The organism is Streptomyces sp. NPDC111802, assembly GCF_055634335.1.
The window spans coordinates 201,290-225,417 of the sequence record NZ_JBVKCZ010000009.1 but is presented as its reverse complement, the minus strand read 5'-3'; the positions used below and the strand labels follow the sequence as shown (position 1 = coordinate 225,417).

Sequence of the window (24,128 nt, the reverse complement as noted above, 5' to 3'; positions counted from 1 at the left end):
TCAGAGGGGCCACAAGGGAGTTACTTGCGGAGGTGGCCCGGCCCGAAGGCCTGGGGCAGCATCTCCGACAGCGGCAGGATGCCCGCCGGGGTCTCCAGCAGGAGTTCCGGGCCGCCGAACTCGAAGAGCAGCTGCCGGCAGCGGCCGCACGGGACGAGCACATCGCCCTTGCCGTCCACGCACGTGAAGTGGGTCAGCCGGCCGCCCCCGGTGTTGTGCAGCTCCGAGACCAGCCCGCACTCGGCGCACAGGGCGAGGCCGTAGGACGCGTTCTCGACGTTGCACCCGGTGACCGTACGGCCGTCGTCGACGAGGGCCGCGACGCCGACCGGGTAGCCGGAGTACGGAGCGTAGGCACGGGACATGGCGTCCCGGGCCGCGGCGCGGAGCTTGCCCCAGTCGACGTCGTGGGCGGCGGGCGACATCACTTGCCCTGGCCCTTCCGGTACGGCAGGCCGTCCGCCTTCGGCATCCGCAGGCGTTGCGCGGACAGGGTGAGGACGACCAGCGTGACGACGTACGGCGTGGCGGAGACGACCTGGTTGGGCACCTCGTTGGTGGTGGCGTACCAGGTGTACACCAGGGCGCCGACCACCGCGGTGATCATCGAGGGGGCGTACTTCTTGCGGATCACGAGCCAGATGGCGCCGATGATCAGCAGGAGCGCGCCGAGCAGCAGCAGGGCGTGGACGTTGGTGGAGCCGCCGCGCAGGTTGAGGCTGTCGGTGTAGCCGAACAGGCCGGCGCCGAGGGCGAGGCCGCCCGGCATCCAGTTGCCGAAGATCATCGCGGCGAGACCGATGTAGCCGCGGCCGCTGACCTGGCCCTCCAGATAGAAGGGGTTGGCCACGATGGAGAGGAAGGCGCCACCGAGACCGGCCAGGCCGCCGGAGATGATCACGGCGATGTACTTGTACTTGTAGACGTTCACACCGAGGGACTCGGCCGCGACCGGGTTCTCGCCGCAGGAGCGCAGCCGCAGACCGAAGGCGGTGCGCCACAGGATGTACCAGGTGGCGGGGATCAGCGCCACGGCGATCAGGGTCAGCCAGGAGACGTTGGTGACCAGTCCGCCGAGCAGACCGGCGATGTCCGAGATGAAGAACCAGCCCTGGTTGTTCAGGTCCCGCAGCCCGTCGGACAGGCCCGGCACGGTGAAGTGGCCGAGGGTGTCGACCGCCGGGGACTGCTTGGCGGAGCCGCCCGCGTGGCCCACGAAGGCGAGGGGCGCGAGATAGCGGGTGATGCCGAGGGCGAGGATGTTGATCGCCACACCGGAGACGATGTGGTTGACCCGGAAGGTGATGGTGGCGATGGCGTGCAGGATGCCGCCGATGCAGCCGCCGATGATGCCGACGACGACACCGGTCCACGGGCCCCACTGGAAGCCGGCCCAGGCACCGAACCAGGTGCCGAGGATCATCATGCCCTCGAGGCCGATGTTGACGACGCCCGCCCGCTCGGCCCACAGACCGCCGAGACCGGCGAGGCCGATCGGCACGGCGAGCTGGAGCGCGGTGGACATCTGGCTGACGTTGGTGATGCCGTCGGCGCCGGTGATGATGCGGACGATCGAGGTCAGCGCCAGGGCTCCGGCGATGACCAGCAGCAGGACGGGCCACGACAGGCGGCGGCCGGTCGGCGCCGCGGGCTGCAGCGTGGGCTGGTTGACGTCGACCGCTGAGGTCTGCGGGGTGGTCATCGGCCGGCCACCTCCTTCGTGTTGTTGTCGGCGCCGAGGACGTGACCGGCGGCCAGTTCGGCGCCGACCCGGCGCTGCTGACGGCGCAGGCCCCACTCGCGTACGGCCTCGTAGGAGACGACGACCGAGAGCACGATCAGGCCCTGCATGATGACCGCGATCTCCTTGTCGTAGCCGTGGAAGTCCAGCTCGGGCGAGGCCTTGTCGAGCCAGGCCCACAGCAGTGCGGCGAACGCGATGCCGACCGGGCTGTTGCGGCCGAGCAGGGCGATGCCGATGCCGAGGAAGCCGATGCCGGTGGGGAAGTTCAGGCTGTAGGTGTGGGTGTCGCCGAGCAGGATCGGCAGACCGGCCATGCCCGCGATACCGCCGGAGAGCAGCATGGCGGTGAGCACCATCCGCTTGGGGTCGACACCGCTGGCCGCGGCGGCGGTCTCCGAGGCACCGGAGGCGCGCAGGTCGAAGCCGAAGCGGGTGCGGTTGAGGACGACCCAGTAGGCGATGCCGAGCAGTACGGCGAGGAAGACCAGGCCGTAGATCTCGCCGGCGTCACCCATGTCGATGCCGGGGACCCAGCCGGACTCGTGCATCTCGCCGGTGGTGTTGTTGTTGCCGACCTTGACGCCGAAGACGTCCGGCAGCCACAGGTAGGCGATGACGGAGGTCGCGATGGCGTTCAGCATGATCGTCGCGACGACCTCGCTGACGCCGCGGGTGACCTTGAGGACACCGGCGATGCCGGACCAGAAGGCGCCGGTGCAGACCGCGGTGAGGATCAGCAGCGGGACCTGGAGGGCGGCCGGCAGGTTCGCGTGGGCGCCGACGACGGCGGCCATCATGGCGGCGAGCTGGTACTGGCCGTCGACGCCGATGTTGAACAGGTTCATCCGGAAGCCGATGGCCACCGCCAGGGCCGCGACGTAGTACAGCGAGGCCTGGTTGATGATCAGCACCTGGATGTCGGAGTAGCCGAGCTGCTCGAACATCAGGGTGTACGGCTCCACCGGGCTCTTGCCCGAGGCGACCAGCACGATCGCGCTGAGCACGAAGGCCACGGCGAGCGCGATGACCGGGCCGGCCACCGCGAGGAGCACGCGCTCCTTGTCGAACTTCTTCATCAGCGGGCCTCGTCTTCGCCGGACTCGGGGGACTTGCTCAGGTCGGGAGTCTCGGGGGTCGTGTCGTCGTGCTCCAGGTGCCCGGTCACGGCACCCGTCATCGCCGAACCCAGTTCCTCCGGGGTGACGGTGGCCGGGTCGGCGTCCGCGACCAGCTTGCCGTTGTAGATCACGCGGAGGGTGTCGGACAGGCCGATCAGCTCGTCCAGGTCGGCGGAGATCAGCAGCACGGCCAGGCCCTCACGGCGGGCCTCGCGGATGTGGTCCCAGATCGCGGCCTGCGCGCCGACGTCCACACCACGGGTGGGGTGTGCGGCGATCAGGAAGCGCGGCTTGTGGCTCATCTCGCGCCCGACGATCAGCTTCTGCTGGTTGCCGCCGGAGAGGGAGGCGGCGGTGACGTCGATGCCGGGGGTGCGGACGTCGTACTCCGTCACGATCCGCCGGGTGTCCTCCTGGGCCGCCTTCGGGTCCAGCCAGACGCCCTTGGCGAGGGGCTTTTCGGTGACGTGGCCGAGGATGCGGTTCTCCCAGAGGGGTGCCTCCAGGAGCAGGCCGTGGCGGTGGCGGTCCTCGGGGATGTAGCCGAAGCCCTGCTCGCGGCGCTTGCGGGTGGACCAGGCGGTGATCTCCTCGTCGATGAGGGTGATCGTGCCGGAGTCGGCGCCCTTGAGGCCGATGAGCGCGTCGACCAGTTCGGTCTGGCCGTTGCCCTCGACGCCGGCGATGCCCAGGACCTCGCCCGCGTGGATGGTGAAGGAGATGTCGTCCAGCAGGGCCTTGCCGCCGAACGCCTCCAGGCGCAGCTTGTCGACGGTGATGACCGGCCGGTCGGTGACCGTGGACTCGGCGGTCTCCGGCGTCGGCAGCTCGCTGCCGACCATCATCTCGGCGAGCTGGCGCGAGGTCGTCTCGGCGGGGACGGCCGTGCCGACGGTCGTACCGCGGCGGATGACGGTGATCTCGTCGGCGACGGAGAGCACCTCGCCCAGCTTGTGGGAGATGAAGATGACCGACAGGCCCTCGGACTTGAGCTCGCGGAGGTTCTCGAAGAGCGCGTCCACCTCCTGCGGTACCAGGACGGCCGTCGGCTCGTCGAGGATCAGCGTGGTGGCGCCGCGGTAGAGGACCTTGAGGATCTCCACGCGCTGGCGGGCGGCGACACCGAGCTCCTCGACGAGGCGGTCGGGCTCCACGCCGAGGCCGTAGCGCTCGGAGAGCTCCTTGATCTTGCGGCGGGCCTTGGCGCCGATGCCGTAGAGCTTCTCGCTGCCGAGCACGACGTTCTCGAGGACGGTGAGGTTGTCCGCGAGCATGAAGTGCTGGTGCACCATGCCGATGCCGCGCACGATGGCGTCGGCCGGCGACGAGAAGGTGACCTTCTCTCCGTCGACCGCGATGGTGCCCTCGTCCGGCTTCTGCATGCCGTAGAGGATCTTCATCAGCGTCGACTTGCCGGCGCCGTTCTCGCCGACGAGGGCGTGGACGGTGCCCTTGCGGACGGTGAGGTGGATGTCGTGGTTGGCCACGACGCCCGGGAAACGCTTGGTGATCCCGGCGAGCTCGACGGCGGTCACCTGACCGTTGACCGCCGCGTCGGCCGGAGGGCTGCTGGACGCGTTGATGGCGCACTCTCCTGGGGACGGGGGTCGTCTACGCGCGTAGCGCCCCGATGGCCTGATAAGGGGCCGACGCACCGCGACAACGGGGTACGAGGAGAAGCCTCCCCGTACCCCGTTGAGCGGACGTAACCCCTCGGTTACCGCTGCTCAGGGTTTTGCTTCAAGTCAGCTGGTCGCGACCTTGATCTCGCCGCTGACAATCTTCTCCTTGGCCGTCTTGATGGCTTCCTGAAGCTCGGCATTGTCGGCGAACTTCGGGTTGGAGTTCGACAGGCTCACCTCACCCGACTTCAGATCGCCACGAACGATACCGGTCTCGGGCTTGCCGTCCTCGACCGACTGCGCCAGGTTGTAGACCGCCTTGGCGACGTCCTTCATCGCCGAGGTCAGGATGAAGTCCTTGTACTTGGCGAGGGCTTCCTGGTTGTACTGGTCGGAGTCGACACCGATCGCCCACACCTTGTTGGCGGCGGCGGCCTCGATGACGCCCTGACCGGACAGACCGGCCGCGGCGTAGACGACGTCGGCCTTCTTCTCGATCTGGCCCTCGGCGGCCGACTTGCCCTTGTCGGGGCTGGAGAAGCCGCCCTCCTCCGCTGTCTGCGTGAGGTACTGCGTGAGGACCTTGGCCTGCGGGTTGGTGTCCTTGACGCCCTGCTCGAAGCCGGCCTGGAACTTGTGGATCAGCGGGATGTCCACACCGCCCACGAAGCCGACCGTGTTCGTCTTGGTGCTCTTGGCGGCGGCGACACCGGCCAGGTAGGAGGCCTGCTCCTCGGAGAAGACGAGGTCGGCCACGTTCTTCGACTCGACGGTGGAGTCGTCCACGATGCCGAAGGTGGTGTCCGGGAACTTCTCCGCGGCACCCTTCACGGCGGCGGCGTACGCGTAGCCGACACCGATGACCGGGTTGTAGCCCTGCTTGGCCAGCGACACCAGTCGCTGCTCCTTGTCGGCGTCCGTCTCGCCCTCGGTGGGTTCGACGTCCTGCGTGTCGTACCCGAACTCCTTCTTCGCCTGCTCCAGACCCGCGAACGCGGCGTCGTTGAAGGACTGGTCCCCCTTGCCGCCGACGTCGTACGCGATGGCGAGACCCTTGTCGCCGCCCTTCGACTCCGACGAGGCCGAGGTCGAGGTGCCGCCGCAGGCGGAGAGCGCGAGGGCCAGAGAGGCGGTCGCTGCGCCTGCGACCGTGATCCGGGAAATCCGGCGCATGTGTGGTGACTCCTGTCGGTACAAGCGCCGGACGGTACAGCTCGGGACAGCTTCACAGCTTCGGCGCTGGCTTTCGCCGCAGAGTAACGCGCGTAGACCTCCCAGGAAACCCCTTCTGTACACCTTGTTATCCCCCCGTGGCCAACTCCACTCACGGCCTTGACCAAAGGCTTGCCGACAGCAAAGGAGTGAAGGCGGCGGGTGATCCACGCCGACCTGGGAAAAGCCGAGCGGGCGGGCACCCGAGGGTGCCCGCCCGCTCCGTGTCGCGCGACGGCGTCGCTACGACCGCGACTACTCGGTCTTGACCTTGATGGAGCCGTCGGTGATGCCCGCCTTGGCCTTCGCCACGGCGTCGCTGAGACCCGCGATCTTCGCGAACTCAGGGTTCGACTCGGACAGGCCCACGCCGTTGACCTTCAGGTCGAACGTCTGGGTGCCGGTCAGCGGCTTGCCGTCCTCGACGGACTTGGCCAGCGTGTAGACCGCACCGCCGACGTCCTTGAGGGCGGAGGTCAGGATGGAGCTCTTGTAGTTGGCGAGCGCCGCCTGCTTGTACTGGTCGGAGTCGACACCGATCGCCCAGATCTTGGCCTTGGCGGCGGCCTCGATCACGCCCTGGCCGGACAGGCCAGCGGCCGCGTACTCGACGTCGGAGCCCTTCTCGATCTGGCCCTCGGCGGCGGCCTTGCCCTTGTCCGGGCTGGAGAAGCCGCCCTCCTCCGCGGTCTGCGTCAGGTACTGCGACAGCACCTTGACCTTGGGGTTGGTGTCCTGGACGCCCTGCTTGTAGCCGGCCTCGAACTTGTGGATGAGCGGAACGTCCACGCCACCGACGAAGCCGACGGTGTTGGTCTTGGTGGCCTTGGCCGCGGCGACGCCGGCGAGGTAGGAGGCCTCCTGCTCGGCGAAGACGAGGGAGGCGACGTTCTCGCCCTCGACGACGGAGTCGACGATGCCGAAGGTGGTCTTCGGGTACTTCTTGGCCACGGCCTCCATCGCGGGGCCGTAGGCGAAGCCGACGCCGATCACCGGGTTGTAGCCCTGCTTGGCGAGGGAGGACAGACGCTGCTCCTTGTCGGCGTCCGTCTCGCCCTCGGTGGGCTCGATGTCGGCGGTCTTGTAGTTGAACTCCTTCGCGGCCTTCTGCAGGCCCGCGTACGCGGCGTCGTTGAAGGACTGGTCGCCCTTGCCGCCGATGTCATAGGCGATGGCGAGGCCCTTGGTGTCGCCGCTGCCGTCGCTGTCGCCGCCGCTGTCGCTGCTGGTACCACCGCACGCCGTGGCGGCGAGCGCGATCGACGCGACCCCCACCGCGACACGGGTCAGTTTGGATGTCCGACGCATCGTGAAGTCCCCATTCTCCAAGCCCCGCAGTGGGTGCTGAGTTCGGCGCAGATTAACGCGCGTAGACACTCCTGGGAACGGGGTTTCGCCCGGCCGTTATCCATTCGTGCCGATGGCCGGTTACGCCCTTGTGAACCACCGGATCGAAAGGCGCACATGGGGCATCCGCACCAGAGGTGCCTTCCCCGCGGTGGCGCACAGGACCGCCGCCCATGGGGCCAGACTCTCCCCGCCCTGTGCCGACCGCAACCGGAACACCCGGGGCGCACGGGTCTGCGCGACCAGCCACGACCAACCCGCGGCCGCCCCACAAGGGCGCCTCTACGGCGATCCGCCTAGCCCACGGGGTCGATCAGCGCCGCCGCCGTGAACATCTCCACCCCTACCGTGATGGCCGATTCATCCACATCGAAGTCACCCTGATGCAGGTCACGTCCGACCCGGTCCCCCGGCACCCGCACGCCGAGGCGGGCCATGGCGCCCGGCACGTGCTCCAGGTACCAGGAGAAGTCCTCCCCGCCCAGGCTCTGCTCGGTGCCCTCGACGGAGTCGGCGCCGCGGCGGGCGGTCATGGCCTCGCGCAGCAGCTCGGTCGAGGCCGGGTCGTTGACCACGGGCGGGACACCGCGGATGTAGTTGATCTCCGACTTGGCGCGATGGAGGTTGGCGACCTCGTCGATCGCGGCGACGACGACGTCGGGCGCCTGCCGCCAGGTGTCGAGGTCCAGGCAGCGCACGGTCCCGGAGAGCTCGGCGTGCTGCGGGATGACGTTGGGCGCGTGGCCGGAGTCGATACGGCCCCAGGTCACGGCGAGGCCGCTGCGGGCGTCGGTGCGCCGGGCGACCAGCGCGGGCACGTCGGTGACGACCCGGGCGGCGGCGGTGACGAGGTCGGTCGTCAGATGGGGGCGGGCGGTGTGGCCGCCGGGTCCGTCCAGGGCGATTTCCAGCCGGTCGCAGGCGGAGGTGATGGGGCCCTGCCGCAGGCCGATCCGCCCGGCGTCCACCTTGGGATCGCAGTGCACGGCGAGGATCCGGCCCACCCCGTCGAGCACCCCGCACGCGACGACGTCGGCGCCGCCGCCGGGAAGCACCTCCTCGGCGGGCTGGAAGACCAGGCGCACGGGCCTGGGCAGCTGCCCGCGCTTGTGGAGCTCGGCCAGCACGAGGCCGGCGCCGAGCACCACGGCCGTATGGACGTCGTGGCCGCAGGCGTGGGCGCGGTCGGGCACCGTCGAGCGATACGGGCACTCACTCTTCGTGTCCGGGATGGGCAGGGCGTCGATGTCGGCGCGCAGGGCGAGCATGGGCCGCCCGTCGTCCGGCTCCCCGATGTCACAGACGAGCCCGGTTCCGATCGCGAGCACGCGGGGCTTCAGGCCGGCCTTCTCCAGGCGGGCCTTGATCGCGGCGGTGGTGCGGAACTCCTGGTTGCCGAGCTCGGGGTGCATGTGCAAGTCGCGCCGGAACTCGATGAGTTCGGCACGCAGTGCCTCCGGCAGGGTGCCGGGAAGGACGGCTTCCCCGTGATGATCGGCTTCGGACTCTGGGGACATCAGTTGGTTCACCCTCTGAAGGGTAGGACGCCGAGGTGGCCAACTGACCCTCGATCAACAAAAGTTCAACCCGTTTGGGGAAGAAAATCTGGCCGCCCGACGCGTAGGTATCGGTTTGGGTGGGTAAACTCGGCCGGTTTTCCATCGAGTCGATCATGGAATCGACGGAGACGGAGAGTGACGATGCCGACCATCCATACTCCACGGATACCACGCCTGGAACAGAACCGTCGGTTGTGTTCACCTTTCGGGACCGCACACCCCCGGTGAACTCCCGGACGCCCGTCCGCCGGCCGCACTAGGGTGCGCCCCGTGACCGCCGAGAACCCCCAGCGCCCTTCGATCGCCGAGTACGCCGACTTCCTGGAGGCCACCCGGGTCTCGTACGACGCCATCGCCCCCGCCTACACCGACCGCTTCCCCGACTGGCGGGCCGACAGCGCTCCCCTGGACCGCTCCCTGGTCACCGCCTTCGCCGAGCTGGCCCGCGAGCACGCCCCGGCCCCCGTCGCCGACCTCGGCAGCGGCCCCGGCTCCGTCACCGCCCACCTCGACGCCCTCGGCACCCCGGTCTTCGGTGTCGATCTCTCGCCGCGCATGGTGAGCCTGGCCCGCCGCGCCCACCCCGGACTCCGGTTCCACGTGGGCTCGATGACCTCACTGGACCTGCCGGACGAGACGCTGGGCGGAATCCTCGCGCTGTACTCGCTCATCCATGTGCCGGACGACCACCTGCCCGCGACCTTCGCCGAATTCCACCGCGTCCTGCGGCCCGGCGCCCCGGTCCTGCTGGCGTTCCAGTCCGGCGACACCGAGGACCACCTGCACCTGTCGGAGCGCTTCGGCCAGGAGATCGCGCTCGACTACTACTGGCGGACACCGGACACGGTCACCGAACACCTGACCGAGGCGGGCCTGCGGCTGTCCGCGCGCATCATGCGGGAACCCGACGGCGAGGAGAAGCGCCCACGCGCTTTCCTCCTCGCAGAGAAGCCGCACACCGGACGGCACTGAAGCCCCCGCCGGACCGCCACGGCCCCGTCATCGATCCACACCACCCCACGCCGCCCGACGCGAATCCCGCCCGACAGACCACACGGACCGCCGCCACCCGGCACACGTCACAGGCCCCCGGGACCGAGAACGGCAACCCGCCGCTGCGCGCTTCCGCCTCGCCGAAAGCCACCCGCAAGCAGTCCCGACACCCCCGCGCCACCGCCAGACCGCGCTCACCCCGCCAACCGATGCACGTCACAGGACACGCAGGGGCCGCGAACCGCACCCCGCCGCGGCCACGCCTCCGGCCTCACCGAAAAACCACCCGCAAGCGGCGCCGACACCCGCGCCGCACCGTCAAACCGCACCCACCACCGACAACCGACGCACGTCACAGGACGCCCCGGCGCCGCGAGCCGCACCCCCGCCGCTGCCGCACCTCCGGCCTCCCGAAAACCCGCAAGCAGCAGCCCCCACACCCCCACGGCACCCTCAGACCGCGCTGACCGCCGACAGCCGGTGTACGTCCCGGGCGGTGCCCGTGACCCCCGACAGGAAGCCCTGTGCTCGTGGTGAGGCGCTCTCCGTCAGCCAGGCGGGGTCGATGTCGCAGACCGCGACGCGGACCTCCGTGCCGGACAGGGCCAGCGGCAGGGTGTGGACGACGGTGGACGGGAAGCTCAGGATCGTACGGCCGATGGGGCCGCGGCGGGCGATCAGCTCCAGGGGGAGGTCGGGACGTACGATCTCCAGGCCCGTCTCCACCGCCAGCCGGTGCAGCTTCTCCGCGCTCTCGCGGCGGTGGGCGAAGTAGCGGGTGGCGCCGTGCGCCTTGGCCAGGGAGCGGACCGCCTCCAGGTAGCGGTCGCCGTCCACCACGCCGGTCTCGACCAACGACGTGCCGACCATGTCCGCGCCCTTGGTGATGCGCGGCGGGCCGAAGCGGTCGCGGGTCCAGGCGAAGGTGTTGGCGGTGACCGTCACGCCCGCCAAGGTCTCCTCCATCGGCATGGAAGAGAAGATCTCGACCGTGCGGTGCTCGCTCGGCGTGAGCCGCTTGCGGGCGGCGGAGGACACCGGGGCGAAGACCAGGTCACGGGGTCCGGGGCGGCCGCCCTTGCGGTGCCAGCGGACCAGGCGCTCGCCCCGGGCGAGCTGGGCGACGAACTCCATGGTCGCCGTGCCGTCGTCGACGACGACGAGGTGGCGGGCCTTGGTGATGGTCAGGAGCAGCTGGACGTAGCGGGAGAAGGGGTCGCCGAGGACCACACGGTCCGCTCGGCGGAGCAGGCCCGCGAGGCCCCCGATGGTCTGGAAGGGCGCGGCCGCGCCGCCCCGCGCCTCCTCCCAGCGGATCTCGTGCCCGTCCTCGCGCGCCAGTTCGGCCATCCGGCGCAGCTGGCCCCGGGTCATCGGGTCGATCGGCGACAGCACGACGAGGGTGAGTCCCGCGCCGATGGCGTGCTCGCGGGCGTGCGCCCACTCCAGCACGTTCAGGAGCTGTACCGGGCTCTCGACGAAGGCGAGAGTGTGAGGGCCGGTGTTGCCGGCGCGGGGGCTCATCGACGTACGACCTACCCGTCGTAAGGCGCTCATGCGGCGCTCGTATTCAGCTCGTTGGAAAAGGAGCGGAGGGGCGCCGAGTCCGAGCGCCCCGCGAACGGGGCACTCGGACTCGGTGCACTACTGGAACTCGGTGCGTTCGGGTCAGACCTGAACCGGCTCGCCCGCCGCCGCGGCGATCTCCGCCTCGGCGACCACACCGGCGACCCGGCGCAGCTTCTTCATCGGGCCCAGCTCGGAGTCGTAGACCTTCTTGACGCCGTCACCGAGGGACGCCTCGATGGTGCGGATGTCGCGGACGAGGCGGACGAGGCCCTGCGGCTCGACCGACGCGGCCTGGTCCGAACCCCACATGGCGCGGTCCAGGGTGATGTGACGCTCGACGAAGGTCGCCCCGAGCGCGACCGCGGCGAGGGTGGTCTGCAGGCCCGTCTCGTGGCCGGAGTAGCCGATCGGGACGTTCGGGAACTCCTTCTCCAGCGTGTTGATCACACGGAGGTTCAGCTCCTCGGCCTTCGCCGGGTAGGTGGAGGTGGCGTGGCACATGAGGATGTTGTCCGAGCCGAGGACCTCGACCGCGTGGCGGATCTGCTTCGGCGACGACATGCCGGTGGAGAGGATGATCGCGCGGCCGGTGGCGCGCAGCGCCTTCAGCAGCTCGTCGTCCGTGAGGGACGCGGACGCGACCTTGTGGGCGGGGACGTCGAACTTCTCCAGGAAGGCGACGGCCTCGGTGTCCCACGGGGAGGCGAACCAGTCGATGTTCTTGCTCTTGCAGTACTCGTCGATCTGGCGGTACTCGTCCTCACCGAACTCCACGCGGTGGCGGTAGTCGATGTAGGTCATCCGGCCCCAGGGGGTGTCGCGCTCGATGTCCCACTGGTCGCGCGGGGTGCAGATCTCCGGCGTGCGCTTCTGGAACTTCACGGCGTCACAGCCGGCCTCGGCGGCCACGTCGATGAGCTTGAACGCGTTCTCGAGCTCACCGTTGTGGTTGATGCCGATCTCGCCGCAGATGTAGACGGGCTTGCCGGGGCCGACCTCACGCGAACCGAAGTTGCGCAGACGGGAGTAGGTGCTCATGGCAGAAGATGTCCTTACTTGGTGAGGGAATCGAGAGAGGGGCCGAGGATCCAGCTGGCGATCTCTCGGATCGCGCCGTCACCGCCGGGTACGGAGGTGACCGCGCGTGCGGCGCCGCGCACGACGTCGTGGGCGCTCGCGACCGCCACCGGCCAGCCGACGAGGGCGAAGCACGGGAGGTCGTTGACGTCGTTGCCGACGTAGAGCACGCGCTCAGGCGCGATGCCCTGCTCCTCGCACCACTGCTTCAGCGCGAGGTCCTTCCGGTCGATGCCGTGCAGCACGGGAATCTGCAGCTTCCGCGCGCGGGCGGCGACGACCGGGTTCTGCTCCGTGGACAGGATCAGCATCTTCAGGCCCGACTTGCGCAGGGCCGCGATACCGAGGCCGTCTCCGCGGTGCACGGAGACGAACTCCTTTCCATCGGCATCGATCAGCACCCGGTCGTCTGTCTGGGTGCCGTCGAAGTCCAGTACGACCGCGTCGATGTCGTCCGTGGTCGGGAGGGCGCCGGGACGGTCCGCGTCGAACAGCGGCGCCAGCGCGCGGGCGCGGGCCAGGTCGTGCGGATCGTCGATCTCCAGCACCCGGGCGGGGTCGGTGCGCACGAGCTCGGTGCGGCCGAAGAAGCGGTGCTTGTGCTCGCGGAAGCCTCTGGCGTCCATCGCGTAGGCGGCGCCGGTCTCCAGGAAGTCCTGGGGGCGGTCCTGGCGGCGCGGGCGGAAGGACTTGTCGTGGTTGACGCCGTAGCCGCCGCCGGCGGCAGCGCGCTCGGTCTCGGCGGGCTCGTCGTCGCCGTGCCGCCATACGAAGCCGTGGAAGGGCGCGACGGTCAGGGCCGTGTCGGCGCCGTTCGCGACGATCGCCTTGACGACGCCGTCGAGGTCCTCGCGGACGATGAAGGGGCTGGTGCACTGCACGAGCAGGACCACGTCCACCGGCGCGCCGTGCTCCGCCTCGTGGGCGTCCATGGCGTGCAGCACGGCCGCCTCGGAGGTGGCGGTGTCACCGGCGATGGCGGCGGGGCGCAGCACGACCTCGGCGCCGGCCTGCCGGGCGGCGGCCGCGATGCCCTGGTCGTCGGTGGAGACGATGACGTCCGTCACCAGCCGGCTGGCCCGGCACTCACGCACCGCGCGGGCCACGAGCGGTACGCCGCCGACGGGCATCAGGTTCTTCGCGGGGACGCCCTTGGAGCCACCGCGCGCGGGGATCACGGCGAGCACGCGGTGCGCCGAGGTGCCTTGGCCTGCTTCCGGGTTGGACATGGGCATTACTCCTTGGGCTCTTTGCAGAGGCTTCGGGGCGCGTCCCGGCGCCCCGGTCCGCGGATCGGTCGTCGGATCGCTCACAGCTCCCCCATCCGTCGGATGACGGGAGCCACGCGCTGCACGCCGTGGCGGTAGGCGCCGCGTGCCGCCCGGCGCACTATCTGGCGGACCGGGCCGGGCTCCTTGTCGTGGGCGGGGGCGCCGGGCAGCGGGCTGCCGTCCGGGCCGAGGTGGTGACGGGCGAGGATGCCGGGCAGATAGCCCGGCGCGGTGGCCGGTGTGTAGTACGGCGTGAGGGCGGGCATCCCGCCGGGCCGCTCCAGCAGCTTGGCGATGCGCTCGCGGGCCGTGTCGAAGGCGGTGGCGTACGAGCCGTCGGCGCAGACGCCCTGCCGGGACACCCACTCCTCGTCGGGCACCGGCCGGTGTCCCTCGTCGAGCTGGTCCCAGGAGGCGAGGCAGCCGGAGCCCACGAAGTGGTGGTTGCCGAGCACTTCGCGCACACCGAGGTCGGAGAGGACGACGGTGGGGATACGGCGGTGCAGGGACTCCAGTGCCGCCGTGGAGCTGATGGTGACCATCAGGTCGGTGCGGTCGAGGACCTCGCCCATGTTCCCGTAGACCAGCCGGAAGTTGGCCGGCGGGTCGAGCCGCTGCACCAGCTTCTGGTACGGCAGCTCCTCGATGTGCGTGGTGTGCTCGCCCGGCTTGGAGCGCAGCTTGAGCAGCACCTCGCGCTCGGGGTGCTTGCGGGCGTGCTGGATCAGACGGTCCAGCAGGTACGTACGGTCCCTGCGGTTGTCCGGCACGGAGGGCTGGGCGGCGAAGACGACCGTGTACGGGTCGTGCTCGCCGGTGTAGGGCTCGCCACCGAGGAACGGCAGCGCCACCTCGGTCACCGCGGAGGAGTCGGCGCCGACTCCCTCGTACACCGCGCGGAAGCGCTCGGCGTCCTGGCGGGAGTTGGCGAGGACGAGGTCCGCGCCGTGCCGCAGCAGCAGGCCGTCGGCGAGCTTCTCGTAGACGACGCCGACATAGCCGGTGACGACGACGGGCCGCTCGGTCTTCCCCTCCCATACCCGGTTCAGGCCGTGCAGGATGGCCTGCACCCCGCCGCCGACGAGCGCGAGGACCAGGACGTCGTACGACTCCTGCGCCATGCTGCGCAGGAACTCGACGGCGGACACCTCACGGAGGGAGTCGGCATGGACGCCGACTTCCTGGAGTTGACGGGCTGTGGGGGTGGCCCGGCCACGCAGGAGGTATCCGTCCAGACGGATGTCCGAATTCTCCGGAGCGATACGGTTCGCGGTGAGCGCGCCCCATTTCCACCGGGTGTCGGAGTCCGCGAGTACGGCCACTCGCCGGGTCTTCGTCGCACTTGCTGGCACATCGATGACGCTAGGAAGCGATTTCAAGGTTCCGCCCAACCAGAATGCAACAAACGGTTAACAGCACATCGACTAACGACGAATCGAGGCCTGAGGTCGTTGAAAAGAAGCCTGGTTCACTGCATCGCCACGTGTAGTTCACCTGACATCAAGCTACGAGTAAAGACGGATGTCGGACCGACCCCTAACGTCCCTCAGGTGGTCAAGCTCTCCGTCATCGTGCCGTTCTACAACGTGCAGCAATACGCGCCAGACACCCTGAAGAGCCTGCGTGCGAACACACGTGAGGACTTCGAGTTCATCCTCGTCGACGACTGTTCGACGGATGGGACACCGGACATCCTCGCGCGCGCGGAGCGCGAGCTGCCGGGCTCGGTGGTCGTCAGACACGAACAGAACGGAGGGCTGGCCACCGCGCGGAACACCGGAATCGACAGGGCGCGCGGCGAGTACCTGACGTTCCTGGACGGCGACGACTGGCTCGCTCCCGGCTATCTCCCGCAGCTCCTGTCCGCCATCGAGGAGTTGGGCTGCGACTTCGTACGCACCGACCATGTGCAGTCCACCGGGCGGGCGCGCAGCATCCACCGGGTGCCGCACGGCCGGCGCTGGACGGTGATGAACCCGCGGGAGGCGATCCTGCCCGCCGACCGGTCCACGTCGGTGGACTACGCGTACGCCTGGGCGGGCATCTACCACCGCCGCCTGGTCGACCGCGGAGTCCTGCAGTTCACCCACGGTCTGCGCACCGCCGAGGACCGGCCGTGGATCTGGAAGTTGCACCGGGAGGCGGAGTCCTTCGCCGCGGTGGGACTGCTCGGTGTCTACTACCGGCGCGGTGTGGCGTCCTCACTCACCCAGATCGGTGATGTTCGCCAACTCGATTTCATTCGCGCGTTCGACCAGGTAATCGACGAAACGGCGCGTGACCCCGAGGCCGATAAGCTGCTTCCGAAAGCCGTCCGCACCTATTGTGCGATCATGGCTCATCATCTCGGACAAATCGAGAGGTTCGAACCCGCCGTGGCTCGAAAACTGCGCTCGATGAGCGCCGCCGCCCTGAAGAGAATGCCGCAGGACGTGCTGGCGGAAGTAATGGACTCGATGGACGCCCAGCGCGCGGGTCGCCTGCGGCGGGTGCGCCGCAGGGCGGTCGGGGCCCGGACGGTGGCCGCCTGATGCCTCGCACCACCCAGATCTTCTGCGCCTCGACGCTGTACGGCGCCGCGACCCTGGCCGCCGCCCTGGACGCCGGACTGTTCGAACCCGCCGACCGCCGGCTGCTGCTGGTCACCAACAACGCGGTCAACCCCGAGATCACCCCGTCCGTCGACGCGATGCCGGGCTTCGCCCAACTGCGCGGTCGCTTCGACGAGGTGCTCTCCTGGAACGAGACCATCTCCCCGTTCCACCCCAGCGGCTGGTCGCCCCGCGCGGACGACATTCCCATGTGGGAGCGGTACGTACGGCTGCTGTGGAACCTCGGCGACGACGAGATCCAGCTGGCCGTCGAGTCCGTCCAGGTCAATCCGGCACTCGCGCTGTGCCAGTTGTTCACCGGCGCTCCCGTCGATGTCTACGCGGACGGCCTCATAAGCTATGGCCCCACGCGCGACAAGATCGACCCGCTGGTCGGCACCCGGGTCGGCCGGCTGCTGCACCTCGATCTCGTCCCGGGCCTCACTCCGCTGCTGCTCACCGAGTTCGGCGTCCCGTCCGAACTGGTGCCGTCCGAGGTGTTCCTGAAGGTGCTCGGTGAACTCACCGAGGCCGAGACCGGGCTGCCCGCCCCGTCCGGCGGCGCCCAGCCGGCGCTGCTGCTCGGCCAGTACCTCTCCGCGCTCGGCATCCTCAGCGACGCCGAGGAGGAGGACCTGCATCTGCAGATGGTGCGCGGCGCCGTCGCGCTGGGCCACCGCAAGCTGGTGTTCAAGCCGCACCCGGTCGCGCCGGCCCGCTGGTCGAAGCTCCTGGAGGACGAGGCGACCCGGCTGGGCGCCGCACTCACCCTGCTGGACCGGCCCATGCTCGCCGAGGTCGCCTTCCAGCGGCTGCGTCCCGCGCTGGTCGTCGGCTGCTTCTCGACCGGGCTGTTCACCGCCGCCGGTCTGTACGGCCTCCCGGTCACACGGGTCGGCACCGACGCCGTGCTGGCCCGGCTCACGCCGTACCAGAACAGCAACCGCGTGCCGCTGACCATCGTCGACGCGCTGCTGCCGGACATCGCGGACGCCGCCGCGGTGCGCGGCTGGACGATGCCCGGGCGCGAGCGGGTCGACGAACTGACCGCGCTGCTCAAGGCGGTCGGCTTCGCGATGCAGCCGAAGATCTACCCGGGGCTGCGCGGCGCTGCCGAGTTCTACCTCTCCAAGCACCTCAACCCGCACACCTGGCGCTACTTCAAGCGCAAGCGCCTGACCTCGCTGGCCCTGCCCGGGGCCGTGCCGGCCCAGCTCTCCTTCATCCCGCGCAACGCGACCGTGCGCCGCCTGGCACGGCGGGCGCGCGCGCTGAAGCAGGTGGCCGGCCGAAAGTAACCAAGAAGGGGTGGTCGTTCATCCGTGTGACATCTTTGCGCTCCCTGAGCGTCAGCCGTCACTCACCTTTCACCCGTCCGAGGGACATAGCGTTCGGTCGTCGTATGAAATGGCACTGTCCATCACGTACGACCGAACGCACCTCGAGGCTCCCAGGAGAAAGGCCCCAGGATGAGCGCGGCTGACCAGGCCACGGCCGGACACGTCACGGCCGACCAGGCCACGGCACCGCCGGGACCGGCGAAATCCCGGCTGAACCAGGTCATTGCCGCGCGGCCCCCTATACGGCAGCCCCGCAGGGAGAGCCGGCTGCGCGCCCTGGACGGGTTGCGGCTGATGGCCGCGCTGATGGTGTGCATGTACCACTTCACCGGCAAGAACGGCGAGGTGGCCAACTCCTGGCACCAGTCCCCCGGCCAGATGTTCCCGACGCTGTCGCAGCTGTCCACCTACGGCAGCCTGGGTGTGCAGTTCTTCTTCGTCATCAGCGGGTTCGTGATCTGCATGAGCAGCTGGGGCCGCAGCCTCGGCGACTTCTTCCGCTCCCGGATCTCCCGCCTCTACCCGGCGTACTGGGTGGCCATCGTGATGGTCACCGGCGCCGCGGTGCTCCTGCCGGTCGTCGTCCACCCGGTCCGGCCGGACGAGCTGCTGGTCAACCTCACGATGATGCAGCAGCCGCTGGGCGTGCCGCGGGTCCTGGGCGTGTGCTGGACGCTGTGGGTGGAGCTGAAGTTCTACGTGCTGTTCGCGCTGTTCGTGATATGGAAGGGCGTCACCTACCGGCGGGTGGTCACCTTCTGCATCCTGTGGACGCTGGCCGGTGCCTTCGCCCGGGTCGCCGACAACCCGCTCACCGACGAGCTGGTCATGCGCGACCACGCCCCGTTCTTCATCGGCGGCCTCGCGCTGTACCTGATCCACCGCTTCGGCAGCGACCTGCTGCTGTGGGGAATCGTCGGCATGTCCTTCCTGCTGGGCCAGCGCTACTCCGTGACGGCGCTGTGGCACCCGGGCGCCCAGGGCGAATTCCACCGCAACCCGTATGTCATCCAGGCGATCGTCTTCTGCGCCTTCGCCGCCGTCGCGGTGGTAGCGCTGGGCTGGACGAGCTGGGCCAACTGGCGCTGGCTGACGGTAGCCGGGGCGCTGACGTACCCCTTCTATCTGATCCATGAGCACCTGGGCTGGTTCTTCATCCGGGTGCTGCACCGGGGCCTGGGGCTCGGCTCCTACGAGACGCTGGCCCTGTCCGTGCTGAGTCTGCTGGTGCTGGCCTATCTGATGCACCGGTTCGTGGAGAAGCCGTTCGGGCCGAAGCTGAAGCGGAAGCTGGTCCTGCCGACGCGGTGACGCCGGTCGAGCGGCACAGCAGTCGGGGCGCCCCCGTGGGAGCGCCCCGACTTGCTTTCCACGTGGGTTACTTGCGCGTCGTCTGCCGCAGCTGCCGTACGGCCCTGCGGACCGCCGGGTGCCTGCGCAGGGCCTCCGCGCGGACCGGGCTGCCGCCGGGGAGGCGCAGGCTGGTGAGGCGGCGGCGCTTGAAGTAGCCCTGGTACTGGGCCAGGTTGGCGGTGAGCCAGGCGGCCACCTCGTCGCGCATACCGTGGTGCTTGCGGGACTGCATGCAGTAGCCGACGCTGCGCACCAGCGGGGCCAGGTCCTCGGCCATGCCGACGAGTTCGAGCGGCGAGCCGAGCTCGGCGATCTCCGCGTCGGGCAGGGCCGCGTGGATGATGGTCAGCGGGATCCGGTTGCTGTTCTCGTACGGCGTGATGCGTTCGAGGAGCACATCGGTGCCGACGCGGGCGACCGGGATGCCGTAGAAGGCGGCGGCGGTCATCAGTGCCGTCGAGAAGCAGCCGATGACGAGCTTCGGCTTGAGGAACGCGAAGACGGTCTCGGCGAGGACGGGCTCGTTGAGCACCGTGAGGTTGACGCCGAGTTCCGCCGCGACCGCTTCCAGGGACTCGTTGAAGACGGCCGGCGCGCTCGGGTGCGGCTTGAACAGCACGTCCTGGTGACCGGACCGGGCGGCGGCGCGCAGCATGCGGATGTGCAGCTGCTCCTCCTCGTCCTGGGTGATCAGGTCGATGGCCGAGAGGTACTGGCCGAGGAGGACGGCGGTGGGCGGGTTGTCGGCCGGGAGGCGCTCGGCGAGGATGCCGGCGCCGGACTCGCCGATCTGCGCGAGGACGTCGACGATCGCCTCGTTCGGCACGGCCTCGGGCTCGACGCCGTACTCGGACAGCAGCATGGGCCTCAGGCCCGGCACCAGGTCGAGGTGCAGGACGCGCTTGATGCGGCTGCTCATGCCGTGCGGGATGCGGTTGCGGGTGGGGCCGTAGCTCATCAGGCCGTCCGCGTACACATGGATCGGGCTGTCCGCGAAGATGTCCGCGACCGCGCGGGAGGGGTTGGCCTGGATGGACTCGCAAGCGATCTCGACGGGCTCGTCGCCCAGGTTCCAGGCGAGGCGTACGGCCTTCTCCCACAGCAGGGTGTCCTGCCCCCGGGGCGACCAGCCGGCCGGGTGGTGGGGGGAGATGAACTCGTTCCAGGAGCGCACCTCGTCGAACTCCGGGCGCAGCTTCTCGAAGCCGGCCATCCGGTCCAGCGGGGTGCCGACCTCGGGGATGGCGGCGGTGTTGCTGACGACGAGGATACGGCGAACGCCCTCACGCGGGCCGAACTGGCCGGCCCGTATGGCGGCGGTGACCGTCGCGGCCGCGTACTGCGTGGCCGAGAAGAAGATCTGGATCATGCCGCCACTCCCTTCATGCCACCCCGTATCCGGCGCAGCATGTACACGCGCTCCTCGCCCATCCCGACGAGGGCCTCTTCCAGTTCGTCCTCCGACATCCTGCCCAGCGCCTCGGCGGCCATCTGCTTCAGCTTCGCGGCGATGCTGCGTTCGAACCGGCCGCGGCTGAGCAGCTGGTGGGCGATGACCACGCAGTAGTTGCGCAGCGCCTTCTTGCGCAGCCTGCCCACCTCGGGGTCCTGGGCGAGCTCGGCGAGGACGAGGTCGAAGGAGCGGAAGAAGTCCAGCTGGCGTACGTCGCCGATCTGGGTGAGCGAACTGGCCACGCCCCGGCGGTAGAAGACCCCACGCAGACTGGCGACGGCGTAGGAGTCGGCCCTGCGGTGCAGGTCCCAGATCCAGGGGCGGTCCTCGGCGGTCTTCAGTCCGTCGTGGAAGCGCAGCATGCCCTTGTCGAGGAGGCGGCGGTGGTAGATGCCGGCCCAGGCGTAGGGGTAGTCGACCATGGTGGTGTCGTCGACCGGGAGGATCGAGGTGCGCGGGTCGAGGGCGGTGTGGCGGCGGCCCTCGGGGGCCCGGTGCACGGTCCGTTCGATGCCGGTGACCTGGACGTGGTCGGTGCGCACGAAGTCGACGTCGAACCGCTCGATGGCGTCCACGAGGTCCGCGAGATAGCCCGCGGCGAGCCAGTCGTCGCCGTCGAGGAAGGTGATGTAGCGGCCTTCCGAGGCGTCGATTCCGGTGTTGCGGGCGGTGGCGAGTCCGCCGTTCTGCTCGTGCCGTATCACCCGGCTGTTCTTGAGTCTCTTCGTCAGCGTCAGCAGCGCTTCATACGTCTTGTCCTTGGTGGACCGGTCCTCGACGAAGATGAACTCGAAGTCGTCCCGTTCGTTGTTGACCAGGCTGGTCACCGTCTCGGGGACATATGACTCGATGTTGTAGCAGGGGACGATCACGGACAGTGTCGGGGGGCGGTTGGTCACGCGTACACCTGGGCTCTCTCCGGGGCGGATCCCTGCGACCGTAGGAGACGTTCGACGCCGGACATTGTCCCCTCGGCGGCCAACAGGTGAACGAAAAGTAACGGGCCGCCCTCCTTTTTCGAGAATCAACCACCCGGCACCGCGTTCATGCCCTCACACGAGCCTCACCGGATGCCGTACCGCGCCTCGATCCCGGCGATCACGAGGGCGAGTCCCTCCTCGAAGTGCTGTTCGTAGTCGGCGAAGATCTCCGCGCCCGCCTGGGCCGACAAGGGAAAGTCGGCCATCAGGCGGGCCCGTTCGCTCAGGTCGTAGCCCTCGCGGCGCTCGCCCGGCAGCGGCTCGACACCCTGTTCCTCGATAACGAAGCCGAGGGTGTAGAGATACGTCGTCGAGGTCGCGCGGACCGCCTGGGCGAGGGAGAACCCCGCGGCCGTGAAGACCCGCAGGGTCTCCTCCATCTGCTCGGCGTGCACGAGGCCCGTGAAGCGTGAACCGCTGAACACCTTGGCCCCGTCGCGGTAGCCGAGCAGCGCCGCGCGCAGTCCGCGGTTGGCCTTCAGCAGCCGCTCCTGCCAAGTGTCGTGCGCGTCGAGAGGCGTCCCGGCGACCATCCGGCGGTACATCTCGGTCGCCATCTCGTCGAGCAGCGCCTGCTTGTCCTTGAAGTGCCAGTACAGGGCCGGCGCCTTGACGTCCAGCTCCTTGGCGATGGCGCGCAGGGTCAGCCCGTCGAGGCCGACCTCGTTCAGGAGCCTCAGGGCGGTTTCCGCGACGCGTTCGCGGTCGAGGGGCGCTCGTCGTTCCGTAGTCACGCTTGACAGCTTAACGGCGTTAAGGGCACTCTCGTGGTCGACAGCACTTAACAACGTTAAGGGGGAATGGCATGAACGCGAATGTTGTGCACACGGACGTACTGATCGTCGGTGCCGGTCCGACCGGCCTCGCGCTCGGCATCGACCTCGCCCGGCGTGGGGTGGACGCGCTGGTCGTGGAGCGGGACGGGAGGCTGTTTCCCGGCTCGCGGGGCAAGGGGATCCAGCCGCGCACCATGGAGGTCTTCGACGACCTGGGCGTGCTCGACGCGATCCGCGCGGCCGGCGGCAGCTACCCGGTCGGGATGATCTGGCAGGACGGGAAGCGGATGGGCGAGCACCAGATGTTCGACCCGGCCGAGGCGACGGAGGACTCCCCGTACAGCGAGCCCTGGATGGTCCCGCAGTGGCGGACGCAGGAGATCCTCTTCGCGCGGCTGGCGGAGCTGGGCGGGAAGGTCGCGTTCGGCCGGGAGGTCGTGGGTCTGACGCAGGACACGGACGGCGTGACCGTCGGCTTCGCGGCCGGCGAGAGCGTCCGGGCGCGCTACGTCGTCGCCGCTGACGGGGGTCGCTCGGTGGTACGGCGGACCCTCGGCATCGGGATGACCGGCGAGACGGTCGACCCGAACCCGACGCTGGTGGCGGACGTCAGGATCACCGGCCTTGACCGGGACAACTGGCATCTCTTCCCGCCCCGCGGCGAGGGCGACGGCTTCCTCGCGATCTGCCCCCTCGCGGGCACGGAGGACTTCCAGGTCGCGGCCCAGTTCACGGACGGCTCGTCGGTGGACGTCTCCCTGGAGGGGGTGCGCAAGGTCGTCGCCGCGCGCTCGCATCTGGCGCCCGAGGACGTGACCGAGGTGCGGTGGGCCTCGAACTTCCGGCCGCGCGCGGCGCTCGCGGACCGGTTCCGGGACGGGCGGGTCTTCCTCGCGGGGGACGCCGCGCACGTCCACTCACCGGCCGGCGGTCAGGGGCTCAACACAAGCGTGCAGGACGCCTACAACCTCGGCTGGAAGCTGGGCGCGGTGCTCCGGGACGGGGTCGACGAGGCTCTGCTGGAGACGTACGAGGAGGAGCGGCGCCCCATCGCCGCCGGGATGCTCGGCCTGTCGACGAGCGTGCACCGCGGGGAGGTGCGGCGCGGTGAGGCGACTCGGCAACTGGGGCTCGGGTACCGGGAGTCGAGCCTGACGACGGAGGCGCGCGAGGCACCGGGCGCGCTGCACGCCGGCGACCGCGCGCCGGACGGGACGGTCGACGGCGTACGCCTCTTCGACGCCTTCCGTGGACCGCACTGGACGCTGCTTGCGCTGGGGGCCGAGGCGCCCGAGCTGCCCGAGTCGATCAGCGTGGTCCGGGGAGCGGCGCAGGAGCCGTACGGCACCGGCCTGTTCCTGGTGCGGCCGGACGGCTATGTGGGCTGGGCGGGTGAAACGGGCGACGGACTGCGGGAGTACGCCGAGCGAGCCGCTCGGTAGCGTCACGTACTGGCGAGGGACAGCTTCACGGCGAACCCGAGGAACAGCGCGCCCGCCGCCGAAGTCGCGCCGGCCGACAGCCGCTTGCGCCGCCGGAAGGCGCTCGCCAGCCTCGTACCGCTGAATATCAGGGCACTGAGGTAGAGGAAGCTCGCGAGCTGCGCGAACGCCCCGAGGACCACGAACGACAGCGCGGGGTGGGCGTATCCGGGGTCGACGAACTGCACGAAGAAGGCGACGAAGAACAGGATCGCCTTGGGGTTGAGCAGACTGATGACGAAGGCGCGGCGCAAGGGCCGCTCGTCGGCGACGGCTTCGGGCGCCGCGACGGCGGTCTTCTCCCGCCGGGTCCGCCACATCGCCCGGGCGGCCCGCAGCATCCCGATCGCCAGCCAGCTCAGATAACCGGCGCCCGCGTACTTCACGATCCCGAACAGCACGGCGTTCGCCTGCAGCAGCGAGGCGACGCCGGCGGCGGACAGGGTCATCAGAACGGTGTCACCGCACCACACCCCGGCCGCGGCGGTGTAACCGGCCCGGATCCCTCGTCGGGCGGCCACGGACAGCACGTACAGCGAGTTGGGGCCGGGCAGCAGGACGATCAGGACGAGACCGGCCAGATAGGTGGGGAGATCGATGACACCGAACATGAGAAGGAGTGTGGCACGCGGCTCTGACAAT

The 24,128-nt window shown here is 69.6% G+C and carries 20 protein-coding genes; 5 read left to right on the top strand and 15 right to left on the bottom strand.

Translation table 11 applies throughout. The annotated features are described in order from the left end of the window. Positions 1 to 20: 20 nt before the first annotated feature. The 7 genes from ACZ7NC_RS12710 to ACZ7NC_RS12680 all read right to left on the bottom strand — a co-directional run bounded on the left by ACZ7NC_RS12710 (position 21) and on the right by ACZ7NC_RS12680 (position 8,560). Entirely contained in the window at positions 21 to 425 is a 405-nt protein-coding gene (locus ACZ7NC_RS12710) for a cytidine deaminase (RefSeq protein ID WP_471487481.1), read from the bottom strand. Continuing rightward, positions 425 to 1,702, bottom strand: a complete 1,278-nt coding sequence (locus ACZ7NC_RS12705; protein ID WP_471487479.1) for an ABC transporter permease — start codon at positions 1,700 to 1,702, stop codon at positions 425 to 427. The genes ACZ7NC_RS12710 and ACZ7NC_RS12705 overlap by 1 nt, the downstream gene beginning before the upstream one ends. Continuing rightward, positions 1,699 to 2,820, bottom strand: coding sequence for an ABC transporter permease (locus ACZ7NC_RS12700; RefSeq protein ID WP_471487477.1), 1,122 nt, complete (start codon positions 2,818 to 2,820; stop codon positions 1,699 to 1,701). Before ACZ7NC_RS12700 ends, ACZ7NC_RS12705 begins: the two co-directional genes overlap by 4 nt. Then, positions 2,820 to 4,397 carry an ABC transporter ATP-binding protein gene (locus ACZ7NC_RS12695; RefSeq protein ID WP_471487475.1) on the bottom strand — a complete coding sequence of 526 codons (1,578 nt, stop codon included), beginning with the start codon at positions 4,395 to 4,397 and terminating at the stop codon, positions 2,820 to 2,822. The genes ACZ7NC_RS12700 and ACZ7NC_RS12695 overlap by 1 nt, the downstream gene beginning before the upstream one ends. A gap of 210 nt (positions 4,398 to 4,607) precedes the next feature. After that, a complete protein-coding gene (locus ACZ7NC_RS12690; RefSeq protein WP_471487474.1) occupies positions 4,608 to 5,657 on the bottom strand; it encodes a BMP family lipoprotein in 1,050 nt (349 codons plus the stop codon). A gap of 294 nt (positions 5,658 to 5,951) precedes the next feature. Continuing rightward, on the bottom strand, positions 5,952 to 7,004 hold the full coding sequence (locus ACZ7NC_RS12685) for a BMP family lipoprotein (protein ID WP_471487473.1): 1,053 nt from the start codon (positions 7,002 to 7,004) through the stop codon (positions 5,952 to 5,954). 335 nt (positions 7,005 to 7,339) lie between these two features. Next, positions 7,340 to 8,560 carry a M20 family metallopeptidase gene (locus ACZ7NC_RS12680; protein ID WP_471487471.1) on the bottom strand — a complete coding sequence of 407 codons (1,221 nt, stop codon included), beginning with the start codon at positions 8,558 to 8,560 and terminating at the stop codon, positions 7,340 to 7,342. 312 nt (positions 8,561 to 8,872) lie between these two features. Between ACZ7NC_RS12680 and ACZ7NC_RS12675 the strand changes: the two genes are divergently transcribed. Beyond that, a complete protein-coding gene (locus ACZ7NC_RS12675; RefSeq protein ID WP_471487469.1) occupies positions 8,873 to 9,574 on the top strand; it encodes a class I SAM-dependent DNA methyltransferase in 702 nt (233 codons plus the stop codon). 474 nt (positions 9,575 to 10,048) lie between these two features. On the opposite strand, the gene ACZ7NC_RS12670 is transcribed toward ACZ7NC_RS12675, so the two are convergent. The 4 genes from ACZ7NC_RS12670 to ACZ7NC_RS12655 all read right to left on the bottom strand — a co-directional run bounded on the left by ACZ7NC_RS12670 (position 10,049) and on the right by ACZ7NC_RS12655 (position 14,864). Continuing rightward, complete coding sequence (locus tag ACZ7NC_RS12670) at positions 10,049 to 11,119, bottom strand: hypothetical protein (protein ID WP_471487530.1); 1,071 nt, start codon at positions 11,117 to 11,119, stop codon at positions 10,049 to 10,051. 144 nt (positions 11,120 to 11,263) lie between these two features. Next, a complete protein-coding gene (locus tag ACZ7NC_RS12665) occupies positions 11,264 to 12,202 on the bottom strand; it encodes an N-acetylneuraminate synthase family protein (protein ID WP_471487467.1) in 939 nt (312 codons plus the stop codon). A 14-nt stretch (positions 12,203 to 12,216) separates the two neighbouring features. Next, on the bottom strand, positions 12,217 to 13,470 hold the full coding sequence (locus ACZ7NC_RS12660; RefSeq protein WP_471487465.1) for a cytidylyltransferase domain-containing protein: 1,254 nt from the start codon (positions 13,468 to 13,470) through the stop codon (positions 12,217 to 12,219). An 80-nt stretch (positions 13,471 to 13,550) separates the two neighbouring features. Continuing rightward, the gene (locus ACZ7NC_RS12655; protein ID WP_471487463.1) at positions 13,551 to 14,864 is read right to left on the bottom strand and encodes a DUF6716 putative glycosyltransferase; all 1,314 of its coding nucleotides are present in this window, start codon (positions 14,862 to 14,864) and stop codon (positions 13,551 to 13,553) included. A 198-nt stretch (positions 14,865 to 15,062) separates the two neighbouring features. Here ACZ7NC_RS12655 and ACZ7NC_RS12650 point away from each other — a divergent pair, with 198 nt between their 5' ends. From ACZ7NC_RS12650 to ACZ7NC_RS12640, 3 genes are all read left to right on the top strand, one after another. Continuing rightward, a complete protein-coding gene (locus ACZ7NC_RS12650) occupies positions 15,063 to 16,043 on the top strand; it encodes a glycosyltransferase family 2 protein (protein WP_471487461.1) in 981 nt (326 codons plus the stop codon). Beyond that, a complete protein-coding gene (locus ACZ7NC_RS12645; protein ID WP_471487459.1) occupies positions 16,043 to 17,401 on the top strand; it encodes a polysialyltransferase family glycosyltransferase in 1,359 nt (452 codons plus the stop codon). The genes ACZ7NC_RS12650 and ACZ7NC_RS12645 overlap by 1 nt, the downstream gene beginning before the upstream one ends. A 171-nt stretch (positions 17,402 to 17,572) precedes the next feature. Beyond that, positions 17,573 to 18,754, top strand: coding sequence for an acyltransferase family protein (locus ACZ7NC_RS12640; protein WP_471487457.1), 1,182 nt, complete (start codon positions 17,573 to 17,575; stop codon positions 18,752 to 18,754). A gap of 67 nt (positions 18,755 to 18,821) precedes the next feature. On the opposite strand, the gene ACZ7NC_RS12635 is transcribed toward ACZ7NC_RS12640, so the two are convergent. The 3 genes from ACZ7NC_RS12635 to ACZ7NC_RS12625 all read right to left on the bottom strand — a co-directional run bounded on the left by ACZ7NC_RS12635 (position 18,822) and on the right by ACZ7NC_RS12625 (position 21,963). Then, the gene (locus tag ACZ7NC_RS12635; RefSeq protein ID WP_471487455.1) at positions 18,822 to 20,165 is read right to left on the bottom strand and encodes an alpha-2,8-polysialyltransferase family protein; all 1,344 of its coding nucleotides are present in this window, start codon (positions 20,163 to 20,165) and stop codon (positions 18,822 to 18,824) included. After that, a complete protein-coding gene (locus ACZ7NC_RS12630; protein ID WP_471487453.1) occupies positions 20,162 to 21,148 on the bottom strand; it encodes a glycosyltransferase family 2 protein in 987 nt (328 codons plus the stop codon). Before ACZ7NC_RS12630 ends, ACZ7NC_RS12635 begins: the two co-directional genes overlap by 4 nt. A 164-nt stretch (positions 21,149 to 21,312) precedes the next feature. Beyond that, positions 21,313 to 21,963 (bottom strand): TetR/AcrR family transcriptional regulator C-terminal domain-containing protein, encoded by a 651-nt coding sequence (locus ACZ7NC_RS12625; protein WP_471487452.1) that lies wholly within the window; start codon positions 21,961 to 21,963, stop codon positions 21,313 to 21,315. An 86-nt stretch (positions 21,964 to 22,049) separates the two neighbouring features. Here ACZ7NC_RS12625 and ACZ7NC_RS12620 point away from each other — a divergent pair, with 86 nt between their 5' ends. Continuing rightward, a complete protein-coding gene (locus tag ACZ7NC_RS12620) occupies positions 22,050 to 23,447 on the top strand; it encodes an FAD-dependent oxidoreductase (RefSeq protein WP_471487529.1) in 1,398 nt (465 codons plus the stop codon). Positions 23,448 to 23,449: 2 nt separating this feature from the next. Here the strand turns inward: ACZ7NC_RS12620 and leuE are convergent, their stop codons facing one another. Then, the gene (gene leuE / locus ACZ7NC_RS12615) at positions 23,450 to 24,097 is read right to left on the bottom strand and encodes a leucine efflux protein LeuE (protein WP_471487450.1); all 648 of its coding nucleotides are present in this window, start codon (positions 24,095 to 24,097) and stop codon (positions 23,450 to 23,452) included. Positions 24,098 to 24,128: the final 31 nt, after the last annotated feature.